This window comes from Bradyrhizobium sp. SRL28 (assembly GCF_018596315.1).
Lineage (GTDB): Bacteria > Pseudomonadota > Alphaproteobacteria > Rhizobiales > Xanthobacteraceae > Bradyrhizobium.
The window spans coordinates 1-13,558 of the sequence record NZ_JAHEAG010000007.1; the positions used below are offsets into that span (position 1 = coordinate 1).

Genomic DNA, 13,558 nt, shown 5'->3' on the forward strand with positions numbered 1-13,558 from the left:
AGCGCCAGCACCGCGGCGTCAGGACCACACGACTTCGCCGTACGCGTCAGGCGCGTACGTCTATCGCGCCTCTCGCGTCCATCGCATCTCACCGCACGTTCGTGACGATCGCGAGCGTCCCTCATCTGCCGTGAGACGGGCGGAGTTATGCCGGTGATTTGGTCTGCAAGTTAAGCGGAATATTTTTATGAAAGGGACTGGACAGGTTTTAGGTGATTTGCCCGTCGTGCCAATGTGTCGCGGTTGCGTATCGAGATTGCGCTTGCGCGGAAGGCAAATCAGTTCGCGATCCGTAGGGTGGGCAAAGCGACAGCGTGCCCACCATCAAGCAGCGCGGTCGGCGATAGATGGTGGGCACGTCGCTAACGCTCCTTTGCCCACCCTACAAGCTACGCGGAAACCTTAGACTCCGGGCAATTGGTCAACCGCGCGGGAACGCCGACCGCGGTGCAGCCGGGCGGCACGTCATGCTCGACGACGGCGCCGGCGCCGATCTTGGCGAAATCGCCGATGCTGACATCGCCGATGATGGTCGATCCGGCGCTGAGATAAACCCCCCTGCCGATTTTCGGAGCGCGGTCCGGCTCCGAATTTTTTCGGCCGATGGTGACGTTCTGCAGGATCGTCACCTCGTCGCCGACAACGGCAAAGGCGCCGATGATGATGCCGGTGGCGTGATCGAGAAATACCGACGTTCCGATCGATGCGGTGGGGTGAATGCTGACCTGAAGCTGATCGGACGACAGGCTTTGCAGCAGCAGCGCGAGATCGTTGCGGCGCTGGCGCCAGAGCCAGTTGGAGACGCGCCAGGCCTGCAGCGCGACGTAGCCCTTGAAGTTCAACAGCGGCGGCAGAAGCGTCGTCGTCGCGGGATCGTGAACGGCGATGCTCTGCAGGTCGCGGCTCGCCGCATCAATCAGATCGGGCGAAGCCGCAAACGCTTCGCCGGCAACACGTGCAATGCGCTCACGATCCGTCGGACTCTTGCCGAGCCGCGCGCCGATCTGGTGAGCCAGCGCGTGAGCGAAGTCGGGATGATCGAGAATGGCTGCTGATAGTGCCGTGCCGAATACCGGGTCTCGCGTCACGGCGCTTTCCGCTTCACGCCGGATCATTTGCCAAAGCTGATCGACAGATCGCATTCCATTCATGGCAGCCGCCTCGGATTAGTGCGTCCGCACAATATAGACCGTATGGTGGGCAAAGCGAAGCGTGGCCACCATTGACGCCAACGATTTCGGAGAGATGGTGGGCACGCTGCGCTTTGCCCACCTACGATCTGCTACTCTTGTGACGCTTGCGCGCAGGCAGCAGGACGAGCGCCGCGACCAGTCCGGCTGTCGATGCAATCGCGGCCACCGAAAACAGCCAGACGTAACTGATCGCCGATCCCTCGGCATGGAGCGCCGCGCCGAGAACGGCGATACCGACCGCGAAGCCGGCCTGGCGCATGACGACGGTCACGGCGGATGCCATGCCGGCTTGATCGGGAGGCGCGAGCGCGACGGCTGCGCCCGACAGTTGCGGGTGGGCGAGCGCGACACCAACCCCGATGGCGGCCATGCCGCAGAAGATCGGAATAATCGGCGGTGCCGCGCCGCCCGACATGAGCGCGATCGCAATGACAACGTTGCCCGCAGCCACGATTGCAAGCGCCAGGGCGAAATGCAGGCGCCACCCCACTCGGCCGACAAGCCAGCCGCCCAACGGCGGCAGAAACAGCATCGGCAGCGTGGCCGTCAGGAGCGCGAGACCGGCTACTTCCGAGGACCAATGGAAGGCCGTGGCGAAGAACAGCGGCAAATAGACGAGCACCGCCCAATAGCCGATTGAGACGGCGAACAGGAGTATCGCAATCCCGATCATTGCTCGCTGAACGAACACGCCGGGATCGAGGACCGGTTTGTCGAGGCGCCGCTGCTGTATCGCGAATACCGCAAGCAGAGACGCACTCAGCGCGAGCCCGCCGACCAGGTGCGCAATCGAGGTGCGGCCGAGCAGCAGAGCCTCCACCAGCACAGCCAACGCGGTGGTGAGCAGCATGACACCCAGGATGTCGAGCGGCCGGGGCACCGTCTCACGCACTTCCGCAACCAGCCGTGGCACGCCCCACGCAACCAAGGCGCAGACCGGCAGGTTGATGAGGAAGATCCAGCGCCAACCCAGCCACGATGAGGCAAGGCCGCCGATGGTCGGACCGAGAGACATGGCAATGCCGGACATGACGCCGAGCCAGGCGAATGCGCGCGTGCGCGCCTGCGCTTGCGCATAGACGGTTGCGATCAGCGCGAAGCCGCCGGTCACGATGAAGGCGGCTCCAACGCCCTGCAGGGCGCGGGCAGCCCATAAGCTCGGTCCATCCCAGGCCATCCCGCACGCCAGCGACGCGAGAGCAAAAATGCCGTTGCCAACCAGCATCGCCCGACGCCGCCCATAGCGGTCCGCCAACGCCCCCGCAAAGAGCAAAGCGCCTGAGAAAGCCAAACTGTAGGCGTCCATGACCCAGGCATATCCAGCCACGCCGAACCCGAGTTGAAGCGCGACCGCCGGCAAGGCGATGACCACCGCCGTCACGTCGAAATTGGTGAGGAAAGCCGCCATTCCCAGAAGCAGCGCCGGCGTCATGGATTGCGCAGACCGACCATTGTCGCTGTCGGGCATGTTCGTCGGCTGTGTCATCGAGCGGTCTCGGAGTTGTGTGGTGACTACTCGTGTCTTGAGCCGCCGCTATATGCCAACGCCAATTGTTCACATCGGCATGAATCTCCTTCATAGTCTCGACCATGCGTGCCCTTCCCCCTTTTGATGGTCTGATCGCGTTCGATGCGGCCTTGCGTCATCGCAGCATGACGCTCGCGGCCGGTGAGTTGGGGCTAACGCAGAGCGCGATCAGCCACCGGCTGAAAAGGCTCGAGGCCTTTGTCGGCGCGCCATTGTTGAACCGCACGGCGGTCGGCCTGTTGCCGACGCCGGCCGGCATGACCCTGGCCGAGGGGTTGGGGCGCATGCTCGATGAGATGGCGGAGCTACGCGCCCGCTCGCGCGCGACGGTGCAGCCGGCTACCTTAAAGATCGGGCTCGGCTCCGCCCTTGCGAACTACTGGCTGGTCAGGCGTCTGCCGACGTTTGCGTCCGCCCATCCGGACGTGGCGATCGAACTCTTCATCATCGAAAGCGATGTGCAGGCGCGTGCCCTCGATCTCGACGTGCAGATAAGATGGCTCCCCAAGGCCAGCGCGCGGGCGACCTCGACCCAGCGCCCGCTATTCGACGAGAGGGTTTTCCCGGTTGCCATTCCGTCTCTCCTGCCACGCGGGCAGCCGTTGAAGGATCCCGGCGTGCTCGGCACCTTGCCGATCCTGCACAAGAGCTACGTCGGCCGGAACGATGGCGCGGAGTGGTCGTGGCCGGTCTGGTTCGAGCGGTTCGGGATCGCGGCTCCCAGTCCGGCCGGGCTTCGCTTCGACAATCTCGGTACGGCCCTCGCTGCTGCCTTGCAGGGCAGCGGCATCGTTCTGGGCCGGTCACTACTGGTTCACGATGCTCTCGCGGAGCGACGACTTTGTCGCGTCGTGTCGCCAAGCTGGGATATGGCGTCCAGCAAGGCGCATATTATCCGTTGGCCCGCGGCGCTCGCCAATGACAAGCGAGTCGCACTGTTCGTCGCCTGGATTGCAAAGGAGGCGGCGAAAACTTCTTTGCGATGAAGCAGCGCCGCCGCCGACCTCAGATGTGCAAAAAACAAACCGCCCACCTGCTCTCGCAGATGGGCGGCTGTATCCGCCGTCAGGCATCATGGGGGCATCACGCCTGAGGCTGAACTCTCACTCGCGACGGGCGCTTTACTTTTGCCGCGTTTTCTTTACGCGAACCGGTACCCACTTCGCTTGAAAACGCTATTGGCTCAGCCCTGCTGCGGCTGGTCGTTCGGCGGGGTCGGACGCGGCTTGTGCTGCGCCATGAACTGGTCGAACTCTTCCTTGTCCTTGGCGTGACGCAGGCGCTCGAGGAAATTCTTGAACTCGACCTGCTCTTCTTCGAGACGCCGCAGGGTTTCCGTGCGGTACTCGTCGAAGGCGCGGTTGCCGCTCGAGGGCGGACCGAAGCCGAAGCCGCCGAAGCCACGGCTCTCCATGCGGTTACGCATCCGGTCCATCTTGTACTGCATCCGCTCCATCTTGTTCTGAAAGCGGTCTCCGTGGCTCCAGCAACCCATTTTTCTGCTCCCTAGTGTGAAAAAGAGGAGGGCAAGGCCGATCGGCCACCAGATGATGAAGCCGAGGATGGTCACCGCGATCCAGCCGGGGTGCCAGGGGCTCTCAAGCATATGCGGGCGGTAGTTCTCTTGCGTCGGGCCGCGCCATCGATTGACATCTGCGGTGTAGGCCATTTCCCTCTCCATGGCGGCGATCACGCCGTTGTGAATGTAAATAACATTTACATACCTAAACCATCCCACGTTTTTGTCAAGCGGGCGGCTGGCCGCACCCTCGAAAATTTATTTGGGGGTTCCCCAAGGACCACCCGCAGGCGGTACTGGCGGTGGTCCTGACTGCTTCTGATCCGATGGCCGGCGATCGGTCGGGAAGCCGAGGCCGCGCAGATAAATCAGCACTTCCGCTTCCAGCAGCTCCTCGGGCGACATCGGCAATTTGCGCCGCGCGGCGTCGCCGCGGCCGAACAGCGAGGCGACCCCGTGCGACATCGACCAGATATGCAGCGCCATCATCAACGCCGGCGGCCGCGGCATGCCGGGCGGCGCCAGCGCCGCAAGTCGTTCGGCCGCAGCACGGATGATGGCGAACGCGCGCTCGCTGGCCGCCATCAATGTCGGGTTTGCATCGACGGGAAGCCCGGATTCGAACATCGCCGAATAGAACGCGGGCTCGTTGCGCGCGAAGGCGAGATAGGCCTTGCCGACCCGCTCGAACGCCGTGACCGTGTCCGGGCGGCCGTCGTCCCAGGCCTGCGTCAGCAGCGCCTCGAACTGCTCGAAGCCGCGCTGGGCGATCGAGGACAGCAATTCATCGCGATCGCGGAAATGCCGGTAGGGCGCGGCGGGGCTGACGCCCGCCATCCGCGCGGCGTCGGCAAAGGTGAAACCGGCCGCGCCTTTTTCGGCGATCAGGCCAAGCGCCGCCTGCAGCAGCGCCTCTTTCAGATTGCCGTGGTGGTAGCCGCGCTCGCTGCGGCCTTGGTCCTTTCGCCAGCTCATGTGAAAGGCTTTTACATGAGCCGGGTGAAAAGGTCACTTATTTTGAGGCCGTTAACTGGCGTTCATCAAGATTAACGGCGTGCGGGTCGATCAATTCCGGACGATTCCAACCGCCCGGGTCCTAACCACCCGGGATCGGGAGGACCGGCATGATCTCCACGCGCTCGCCGGGAAAGATCGCAAAGTGCGGATGGCTTTCGAACAGTTTCGCCGCGGCCTCATGTGAGCCGGCGCGCACCACCGTGAAGGCGCCCATCTCGTTGGCGATGTCAGCAATACCGCTTGAATCGACCTTCTTGGTCTTGCCGAGCGGCCCCCCCATGGCGACGATCGCCGCCTGGTGCTTTTCGACCCAAGCCTTCCATGCCGCGATTCCCTGCTGCTCCCTGGCGCGCCGCTCAGCCTCAGGCAGCGCATTCCAGGCCGCCATTTTCGCACTGGTCTTGCTGCCGAGAAAGACGGCGAGAAACGTATCGTTGGTGCTCATGAGGTTTCTCCTCTCTTTGCGGTTAACGGATCGGCGATAGACGTTCGACTTAACGGCGTGTGGAGTCCTGCTGCAGAGACTCATCGAGCCTTGTGCGCATTTCCCTTCTGCAGCTCGTCGAAGCCCTTGGCTGCCTCTCGCACTTCTTCCGAGAAATCGGTCATCTCCTGTACTTGGCGGATCTCGATGATCTCGTTCTCGGAGGCCGGGCACTTCTTGGCCCAAGCAATCGCCTCCTCGCGCGACTTCACGTCGATCATCCAGTAGCCGCCAAGCACTTCCTTGGCCTCGGTGAAGGGGCCGTCGGTGACAACCGGCTTGCCGGTGGCAAACGAGACCCGCGCGCCCATCGACGGCGGATGCAGCCCGTCGAGCGCGATCAGCACGCCGGCGTCCTTGAGCGCCTCGTTGTACTTCATCATCGCCTTGACCCGTTCAGGGTCGAGCTGGACGTCCGGCGGCGCGGTCTCATAGCCCAGGGGGATCATCAGCATCATGAATCGCATGGTGGGTGTCCTTGTTCTTTGGATGGCATCATTCCGGGGCGCGAAGCGAACTATGGTGCGCAATTGCGCACCTTAGTTTGATGCTTTCGCATCGCCCCGGAATGCACGAGCGTCACTTCTTCGCCGCCTGCGCCCGCAGCCGCTCTTCCTGCTCGCGCAGTTCGGGGGTGAGCGCTTCGCCGAAATCTTCCGCTGAAAACACCTGGCGGATTTCGATCTCGTCGCCATCGAGGAACGGCGCGCGCTGCATCCATTCAACCGCTTCGTCGAGCGATTTGGTATTGATCAGCCAGAAGCCGGCGACGAGATCGCCGGAGAGAGGGAACGGCCCGCGGCTGACGCTGCCCTGCCCGCTGCCATACTTGATCCGCGCGCCCTTCGCGGTCGGATGCAGGCCCTCGCCCGCCTCCATCACGCCGCCCTTCACCAATTCCTCGTTGAACTTGCCCATCGCGGTCAACAGTTCCGTGCTTGGCATCACGCCTGCTTCCGTATCCTTGCTGGCCTTCACAATCACCATGAATCGCATCGTTATTCTCCGGTTTGATCTTTCTGGGCCGGCTACCGTCGTGTCGGCCTCCATCAACAAGACGAGCGGGCTTTTACGCCGCCGACATGTCAGTGGAAATTATTTTGGAGATAATTGTTCGGCCGCCCCATGAGGGGCTCCGCGGGCTACCCTGGTTGTTTGACGAACATGCCGTTCTCATAGGCCGCGCCGAAATAGACGTCGATGCGCTTCACCTTGAAGCCTTCGAAGACGAAGAACTCGGTATTGCGAAACGTCCTGCCATCCTTGCCGTCACCTTTGGCCACGCAGCGATAGGTGACGAAGGCTTCATCACCCTCGACGAAAATCCGCTCCAGCTCGTGCCGCTCGATCCAGTCGCTGTTCTTCCAGCAACGCTCGAAATAGGTCGGCTTGTCGATGGCATCGTCGTAGGGACTGGTGAAGCGGAAATCGTCGCTCAACGCGTTCTCGACGAAATGGCGATCGTTGGCGAGATAGGCTGCAAAGATCCGGCGGATGGTATCCGCCCTGCCTGCATGAGTCATTCAACGCTCCTCCTAGCGCGCTTTGGGCACCATCTGGAAATAGGGCTCGGCCTCTTTCAGCACGCGCGCGAACGAGGGACGCGCCTTCAACCGCGCGAGATAGGCCGCGAGATTCCTGTGCGCATCGCCGAATGGCTCGGCCATGTTGCCGTAGAACAGCGACGGCGCCGCGGAGCAATCGGCGAGGGTAAAATCGTCGCCCATCGCCCACGCGCCCTTGGCCATCTGCTGCTCGATCATGGCGTAGGAGGTCCGCAACTGCGCGCGGGCTTCCTCGACGCCGTGCGGATCTGTCTTGTCCGCGGGCCGCAGCCGGTCGATCATGATCTTCTGCATCGGCAGGTGCACATAGAGATCGTAGAAGCGGTCGCGCAGCCGCGTCTGCAGAGCACGGCCGGCATCATCCGGAATGAACCGCGTCCGGCCACCGTAGTTCCGGTCGAGATATTCGATGATGATGCTCGATTCCGGAACGATCTCGTTCCGCGCATCGTCGCTCAGCACCGGAAATTTCCCAATCCCCCACAGCTTCACCAGCGCGGCGCGCTCGTCGGGATTGCCGAGATCGACCAGGTTCGGCGTGAACGGAACGTCGTTCTCGTACAGCGCGATCAGCGCCTTCCAGCAGTACGAGGCCAGCGGGTGGAAATGCAGCGTCAGCGACATGGAAAAACTCCCGGTGTAACAAGACGGCCCGCATTCGCGCGCCGAGATTTGAGCCAAGATTATTTTGCCGCCGCCGGCACATAGCGCAGGATCACGATGCCGGTCGACAAAGGCCGGCTGTCGATCAGCTTCAGCCTGACCTTCTCGCCCGGCTTGAACAGCGGCGTTCCGCCGCCGAGAATGACCGGGTTCACCGCGATGCGAAACTCGTCGATCAATCCGTGCGGGATCAGGTGCGATGCGAGATCGGCGCTGCCGAACAGAAAGATATCCTTGGCGCTGTCCCGTTTCAGCCTGGCGACGGTCTCGGGGATGTCAGCGCTGAACATCTGCGTGTTGTTCCAATCGGATTTTTTCACCGTGCGGGAGAAGACGTATTTCGGCGCGGCATTCATGAAATCGGCAACCTCGCCGGTCGCGCTCGGCCAGTGATTTGCCATCAACTCGTAAGTGACACGGCCGAACAGCAATCCGCCGGCGGCTTTCAACTGCTCGATCGACAATTGCGCCAGTTCCTCGCCCCAGACGTCGGAATGCCAGGAAATATCGCGGTTCGGACCTTCGACGAAACCATCCAGCGTCATCAGATTCCACATGATCAATTTGGCCATCGTGCACCTCCTCAAACTGATTGCGATTTGCAACTGGTTGTATCCTGAGGCAACCGATGCAATATTGCAAGCAGTTTTTTTGGGGGCGCCATGACCGCCCGTCTGGAACCGAACATGACCGACATCAGCCGCTCCGGCTGCCCGATCAATCTCTCGCTGGAAGTGCTCGGCGATAAATGGAGCCTGCTCATCATCCGCGACATGATGTTCGGCAACCGGCGGCATTTTCGCGAGCTGCTGACAAAGTCCGAGGAAGGCATCTCCTCCAACATTCTCGCCGACCGGCTGAAGACCCTGCTCGACGAGGGGATCATCACCCGCGAGGACGATCCCACGCACAAGCAGAAGGGAATCTATTCGCTGACCGAACAAGGCATCGAGCTGTTGCCGGTTCTCGCGCAGATGGCGGCCTGGGGTTACAAATATCTTCCCGTCAGCGAGGAGCTCGGCATCCGCGCGCGGCTGCTCAGCGAGGGCGGACCGAAACTATGGGCCGAGTTCATGGACGAGTTGCGCGAAAACCATCTCGGCACGAAGCGGCGCAAGCGCACGGGCCCGTCGGTCGGCGAGCGATTGCAGGCGGCGTATGACAGCGTCGTGCAACGAAAATAACTTTCAGGCCCCACAAGAATACGAGGGAGTTCAGCGGCGCATTTTTGCCCGTTCGACGCCGGACTGCCCGCGCTAGCCTTGAATTTCGCTGCATTGTCACCAGGACATGGGCCAGGGCTTGGGTTATAGGAGCGGAAAATTCTCTCTCGCGAACGGACCCGTCCATGCCCCCCTCCCCGCAAAAGATTGCTCTCGTCACCGGCGCCGCGCGCGGCATCGGACTTGCGACGGCCAAACGCTTTCTCGCCGAGGGTTGGCAGGTGGCGCTGCTCGACATCGAGGGCGAATTGCTGCGCGGCGCGGTCGCTGGCCTTGAGAACCCCGACAACACGCTGGCGCTGCATTGCGACGTCTCCGATGCCAAGGCCGTGACGAACGCCATGGCGTCGGTGAACGCACGCTTCGGCCGGCTTGACGCGCTGGTCAACAATGCCGGCATCGCGGTGTTCGCGCCGCTGCTCGATACCTCGGATGAAGACTGGAGCCGCATCCTGCAGGTCAACCTCACCGGCCCGTTCCTGTGCACCAAGGCGGCCGCGCCCCTGATGCGCGAGCATGGCGGCGGCGCGATCGTCAACATCACGTCGATCTCGGCGGTGCGCGCGTCCACGCTGCGTTCGGCTTACGGCACCAGCAAAGCTGGGCTCGCGCATCTCACAAAACAGCTCGCGGTCGAACTGGCTTCCCTCGGCATTCGCGTGAACGCCGTGGCGCCCGGCCCGGTCGAGACCGCGATGGCGAAGCAGGTCCACACGCCGGAAATCCGCGCCGACTATCACGACGCCATTCCGCTGAATCGTTACGGCCTCGAGGAGGAACTGGCGGAAGCGATCTTCTTCCTGTGCAGCGATCGTTCGAGCTACATCACCGGACAGGTCCTCGCCGTCGACGGCGGTTTTGATGCCGCCGGCATCGGCCTGCCGACGCTGCGCGGCCAGCGACGGAACGGGTAACGCCGCTTCCTCCCTCGCCCCCTGGCGAGGCAAGGCAAGCACGGCAAAATAGCTGGCGCCCTTCGCTGCCGCAGCGTGACCTTCGCGTCCCAAACGCTTAGGTTGTGCCGGCGCGGCGATGGTCCGGCGCCCTGCACATGCCAAAAAACCTCACACCGGATCCTCGGGAGTGACGTGTCATGTCGGGAATGCTCATCAACCTGATCATCCAGATCGTCAGCGGCGCCATCGGCGGCAATGTCGCAGGGAGCGCGGCCAAGAACGTCGATCTCGGCATGCTTGGAAATACCATCGCAGGCGCCATCGGCGGCGGTGCCGGAGGGCAGCTTCTCGGCATGCTGATTCCGCTGCTGGCCAATACAGCTTCGACGCCTGATATCGGCAGCATCATAGGCCAGATCGCCGGTGGCGGCGTCGCTGGTGCCGTTCTCACCGCGATCGTCGGCGCCATCAAGAACAGGGCGGCGGCCTAAGCGGTTCCACGACCGCGCGCCTGCATAATTGGCGGCGGACATCTGCAGAAATCGCATTTGTCCGCTGGTGGCTGCGACTGTATAAACCGGTAGCTTCTTCTCATGACTTGAAGAGGCTCCTATGAACGACCTGCACACGTGGCTTTCGCAACAGCACCACGGCTTGCGGACCTTCCGCACCTTTCAGCAAAAACTGGATGATCTCGGCAACGGCGACGCCCGGCAACGCGCCATGTGCCGGCTGCTGAAGAGTATCGTCGGCAGCTACATCGATACCTTCGATGAAGAACCCTTGCCCGTTGCGGTCGCCGATCGCGCCTACGGACGTCTGCTCGAAATGGTGGCCAGCCTGGATTTCGACGGAAATGCCGATCGGCGGCTGGCCGACATCAACCGTGTCGCTGCCCTGGATTTGCGTCACTAACCTTTCTGGTTGACCGCAACCACGCGCCAGCCGTTCTCGAGCCGGTCGATACGCGTCAGCGACAGCGGATCGATCACGAAGCGCAGCGCCTGCTCGGGCTTGAGATCGAGCGCGATGGCGAGCACGGCGCGGATAGTACCGGAATGCACGACGAGGATCGCCTCGCCTGCGGGCAACAGCGCAAGCCCGGCGCTCGCGCGCGCGATCTGGTCGACAAAGCTTTCGCCGCCGGGCGGCCGGTTGCTCGCGGCCGATTTCCAGAATGCGCGATAGGCCGGGCCGAGTTCGTGTTCGAGTTCATTGTGACGCCGTCCGGTCCACGCGCCAAAATCCTGTTCGCGAAAGGCGGCCTGTTCGACCGGAACGAGACCCAGTCGCTCGGCCGTCTCCCGCGTGCGGCGCGCCGGGCTGCACACCGCAAATGCATCTCCCGGCAATCTTGCCTTGAGCGCGGCAAAGGCTGCGGCATCGCCGAGATCGGCCGGCGCGTCGGGTCCGTGAATCACCCCGCGCGGTCCGTCGACCGGCGCGTGGCGGATCAGCCAGAGATTCGTCTGGGCGCTCATGGCTGCGCCAGCCGTGCGGCGAGCAGGACGAGGATCGCGGTCTCAGCCACCTGCTCGGCGCCTCCCAGCACGTCGCCGGTCTGGCCGCCGATTTGCCGCAGCGCCAGCCAGGCGATGGCGAGCCCGCTCAAGCCCGCCACCACCGCCGCCCACAACGCGTTGCTCCATGACAGCGACAACAGCGCGATGAGCAGCGCCAGCCCGCCGGCGATGGCCGCCGTCGCCGCATCGGGCTGGCCGGCATTGCGGGCCAAGCCATCCTTGCGCGCATAAGGCAGGTTCAACGACATCGCAGGCAAGACGCCGCGCGCGAGCGCATGCGCGGCAATCAGGCTCGGAATGACATAGCCGTCCGGGATCGCCGCCAGCGCGGACAGTTTTGCGGCAAAGCTCACCAGCAGGATCATGGCCCCATAGGTGCCGAGCCGGCTGTCGCGCATGATCTCCAGCTTCGATTCGAGATTGCGGCCGCCTCCAAATCCGTCGGCGACGTCGGCAAGGCCATCCTCGTGCAGCGCGCCTGTGATGATGGCGCTAGCGCCCAGCGCCAGCGCTGCGGCCGCCAGATCGGGCACGCCGATAGATCGCAGGCCAAGGCACAGCAAGCCCACCGCGGCGCCGATCAGCGCGCCCACCACCGGAAACAGCCGGTGCGCGCGCACGAAATTTGCAGGGCTGGCGCCATCCGGGTGCGGCATCGGCAGCCGCGTCAGGAACGCGACGGCGGTTTTGAAATCGTCGAACCAATCATTCATGGAGATGTCCGGAGAATCGTTCTAGCGTGCGGCCCCGCTCAGCGTCTCAAAAGAATCGCAAAGAGAATCGCATGCCCTTCGACAGTCTAGACGACATCCGCGCCTTCTGTCGCGACCTGCCCGGCGGCGATCGGCGATTCGCTGACATGGCCGCACAGCGGCAACAGAATCTGACAAAGCCGCCGGGCAGCCTCGGCCGCCTGGAAGAACTCGCGATCTGGCTGGCGCAATGGCAGGGCCGCGAGATCCCGCTTCTGGAGCGCGTCACCATCGCCGTGTTTGCCGGCAATCACGGCGTCGCCGCGCGCGGCGTCTCGGCCTATCCGCAGGCCGTCACCGCGCAGATGGTGGCGAATTTTTCCGCAGGCGGTGCAGCCATCAACCAGATCGCAAAGGCCGCAGCCGCGGAGCTCTGCGTGGTGCCGATCGAACTCGAACGTCCCACGCGCGATTTCACCGAGGCCGCGGCGATGAGCCCGGAGGAGTATCTCGAAGCGGTCGACGCCGGATATCGCACCGTGCCTGACGATTGCGATCTGCTGGCGGTCGGCGAGATGGGCATCGCGAACACGACGACGGCGGCAACGCTATGCGCGGCCCTGCTCGGCGGCGGCGCTGCGCGCTGGGCCGGCCGCGGCACCGGCGTCGACGATGACGGGCTGGCGCGCAAGCGCGCCGCGATCGAGACCGCGCTGAATTTCCATCGCGGTATTCTCGGCGATCCGCTGGAGGCGGCGGCAGCACTTGGCGGCCGCGAACTCGCGGCGATCGCCGGCGCCGTGCTCGCCGCGCGGCAGCACAAGGTTCCGGTGCTGCTCGACGGTTTCGTGGCAACATCAGCGGTGCTGCCGCTGGCGCGTCTCGATGCCGGCGCGCTCGATCATTGCCGCGCCGGGCACGTCTCGGCCGAATCCGGCCACCGCGATCTCTTGCGGGAACTGAAGCTGGATCCGTTGCTTGATCTGAACATGCGGCTCGGCGAGGCGTCAGGCGCTGCTGTCGCGATCCTGCTGGCGCGCGCCGCGCTCGCCTGCCACGCCGGGATGGCCACCTTCACCGAAGCCGGAGTCTCCAGCACGGACGATTGACGAAATCCAACCATGGCGCGGGCTCATCAACGCGGAACCACAGCCTGATTGACGCAACGTATGCGCGGTAGTTTGCAGCTCGTGATGCCGCTTTATCGTTGAGCATCGTCCCGCCTCACTTGGTCGCAGGGTTTGGAAGCGCGGCC

General features: G+C 63.5%; 18 protein-coding genes. 6 read left to right on the forward strand and 12 right to left on the reverse strand.

Annotated elements, in window-relative coordinates; genetic code table 11:
* Nucleotides 1-389 precede the first annotated feature (389 nt).
* Both KIP88_RS17130 and KIP88_RS17135 read right to left on the reverse strand, forming a co-directional pair.
* On the reverse strand, nucleotides 390-1,151 hold the full coding sequence (locus KIP88_RS17130; protein WP_214489109.1) for a serine acetyltransferase: 762 nt from the start codon (nucleotides 1,149-1,151) through the stop codon (nucleotides 390-392).
* A gap of 121 nt (nucleotides 1,152-1,272) precedes the next feature.
* A complete protein-coding gene (locus KIP88_RS17135; RefSeq protein WP_249790844.1) occupies nucleotides 1,273-2,679 on the reverse strand; it encodes an MFS transporter in 1,407 nt (468 codons plus the stop codon).
* A 104-nt stretch (nucleotides 2,680-2,783) separates the two neighbouring features.
* Here KIP88_RS17135 and KIP88_RS17140 point away from each other — a divergent pair, with 104 nt between their 5' ends.
* Entirely contained in the window at nucleotides 2,784-3,707 is a 924-nt protein-coding gene (locus KIP88_RS17140; protein ID WP_214489110.1) for a LysR substrate-binding domain-containing protein, read from the forward strand.
* Nucleotides 3,708-3,904: 197 nt separating this feature from the next.
* On the opposite strand, the gene KIP88_RS17145 is transcribed toward KIP88_RS17140, so the two are convergent.
* The 8 genes from KIP88_RS17145 to KIP88_RS17180 all read right to left on the reverse strand — a co-directional run bounded on the left by KIP88_RS17145 (nucleotide 3,905) and on the right by KIP88_RS17180 (nucleotide 8,541).
* Nucleotides 3,905-4,390: a DUF2852 domain-containing protein gene (locus KIP88_RS17145; RefSeq protein WP_214489111.1), complete on the reverse strand. Its 486-nt coding sequence runs from the start codon at nucleotides 4,388-4,390 to the stop codon at nucleotides 3,905-3,907.
* A gap of 108 nt (nucleotides 4,391-4,498) precedes the next feature.
* Complete coding sequence (locus tag KIP88_RS17150) at nucleotides 4,499-5,215, reverse strand: TetR/AcrR family transcriptional regulator (RefSeq protein WP_214489112.1); 717 nt, start codon at nucleotides 5,213-5,215, stop codon at nucleotides 4,499-4,501.
* Between the two features lie 121 nt (nucleotides 5,216-5,336).
* On the reverse strand, nucleotides 5,337-5,702 hold the full coding sequence (locus tag KIP88_RS17155) for a hypothetical protein (protein ID WP_214489113.1): 366 nt from the start codon (nucleotides 5,700-5,702) through the stop codon (nucleotides 5,337-5,339).
* 80 nt (nucleotides 5,703-5,782) lie between these two features.
* Nucleotides 5,783-6,208: a YciI family protein gene (locus tag KIP88_RS17160; RefSeq protein ID WP_214489114.1), complete on the reverse strand. Its 426-nt coding sequence runs from the start codon at nucleotides 6,206-6,208 to the stop codon at nucleotides 5,783-5,785.
* A 112-nt stretch (nucleotides 6,209-6,320) separates the two neighbouring features.
* Entirely contained in the window at nucleotides 6,321-6,737 is a 417-nt protein-coding gene (locus KIP88_RS17165; RefSeq protein WP_214489115.1) for a YciI family protein, read from the reverse strand.
* Between the two features lie 146 nt (nucleotides 6,738-6,883).
* Nucleotides 6,884-7,264: a nuclear transport factor 2 family protein gene (locus KIP88_RS17170; RefSeq protein ID WP_214489116.1), complete on the reverse strand. Its 381-nt coding sequence runs from the start codon at nucleotides 7,262-7,264 to the stop codon at nucleotides 6,884-6,886.
* A gap of 12 nt (nucleotides 7,265-7,276) precedes the next feature.
* Nucleotides 7,277-7,930, reverse strand: a complete 654-nt coding sequence (locus KIP88_RS17175) for a glutathione S-transferase family protein (protein WP_214489117.1) — start codon at nucleotides 7,928-7,930, stop codon at nucleotides 7,277-7,279.
* Nucleotides 7,931-7,989: 59 nt separating this feature from the next.
* A complete protein-coding gene (locus KIP88_RS17180; protein ID WP_214489118.1) occupies nucleotides 7,990-8,541 on the reverse strand; it encodes a dihydrofolate reductase family protein in 552 nt (183 codons plus the stop codon).
* 114 nt (nucleotides 8,542-8,655) lie between these two features.
* On the opposite strand from KIP88_RS17180, the gene KIP88_RS17185 reads away from it, so the two are divergent.
* The 4 genes from KIP88_RS17185 to KIP88_RS17200 all read left to right on the forward strand — a co-directional run bounded on the left by KIP88_RS17185 (nucleotide 8,656) and on the right by KIP88_RS17200 (nucleotide 11,003).
* Nucleotides 8,656-9,153, forward strand: coding sequence for a helix-turn-helix domain-containing protein (locus KIP88_RS17185; protein ID WP_214489383.1), 498 nt, complete (start codon nucleotides 8,656-8,658; stop codon nucleotides 9,151-9,153).
* A gap of 164 nt (nucleotides 9,154-9,317) precedes the next feature.
* Entirely contained in the window at nucleotides 9,318-10,106 is a 789-nt protein-coding gene (locus tag KIP88_RS17190) for an SDR family NAD(P)-dependent oxidoreductase (RefSeq protein ID WP_214489119.1), read from the forward strand.
* A 179-nt stretch (nucleotides 10,107-10,285) separates the two neighbouring features.
* Complete coding sequence (locus KIP88_RS17195) at nucleotides 10,286-10,579, forward strand: hypothetical protein (protein ID WP_214489120.1); 294 nt, start codon at nucleotides 10,286-10,288, stop codon at nucleotides 10,577-10,579.
* A 121-nt stretch (nucleotides 10,580-10,700) separates the two neighbouring features.
* The gene (locus KIP88_RS17200) at nucleotides 10,701-11,003 is read left to right on the forward strand and encodes a hypothetical protein (RefSeq protein WP_214489121.1); all 303 of its coding nucleotides are present in this window, start codon (nucleotides 10,701-10,703) and stop codon (nucleotides 11,001-11,003) included.
* Here the strand turns inward: KIP88_RS17200 and KIP88_RS17205 are convergent.
* Nucleotides 11,000-11,569 carry a histidine phosphatase family protein gene (locus tag KIP88_RS17205; RefSeq protein WP_214489122.1) on the reverse strand — a complete coding sequence of 190 codons (570 nt, stop codon included), beginning with the start codon at nucleotides 11,567-11,569 and terminating at the stop codon, nucleotides 11,000-11,002. The genes KIP88_RS17200 and KIP88_RS17205 overlap by 4 nt on opposite strands.
* Nucleotides 11,566-12,324 (reverse strand): adenosylcobinamide-GDP ribazoletransferase, encoded by a 759-nt coding sequence (gene cobS / locus KIP88_RS17210; protein WP_214489123.1) that lies wholly within the window; start codon nucleotides 12,322-12,324, stop codon nucleotides 11,566-11,568. The genes KIP88_RS17205 and cobS overlap by 4 nt, the downstream gene beginning before the upstream one ends.
* A 71-nt stretch (nucleotides 12,325-12,395) precedes the next feature.
* On the opposite strand from cobS, the gene cobT reads away from it, so the two are divergent.
* Complete coding sequence (gene cobT, locus KIP88_RS17215; RefSeq protein ID WP_214489124.1) at nucleotides 12,396-13,412, forward strand: nicotinate-nucleotide--dimethylbenzimidazole phosphoribosyltransferase; 1,017 nt, start codon at nucleotides 12,396-12,398, stop codon at nucleotides 13,410-13,412.
* Nucleotides 13,413-13,558: the final 146 nt, after the last annotated feature.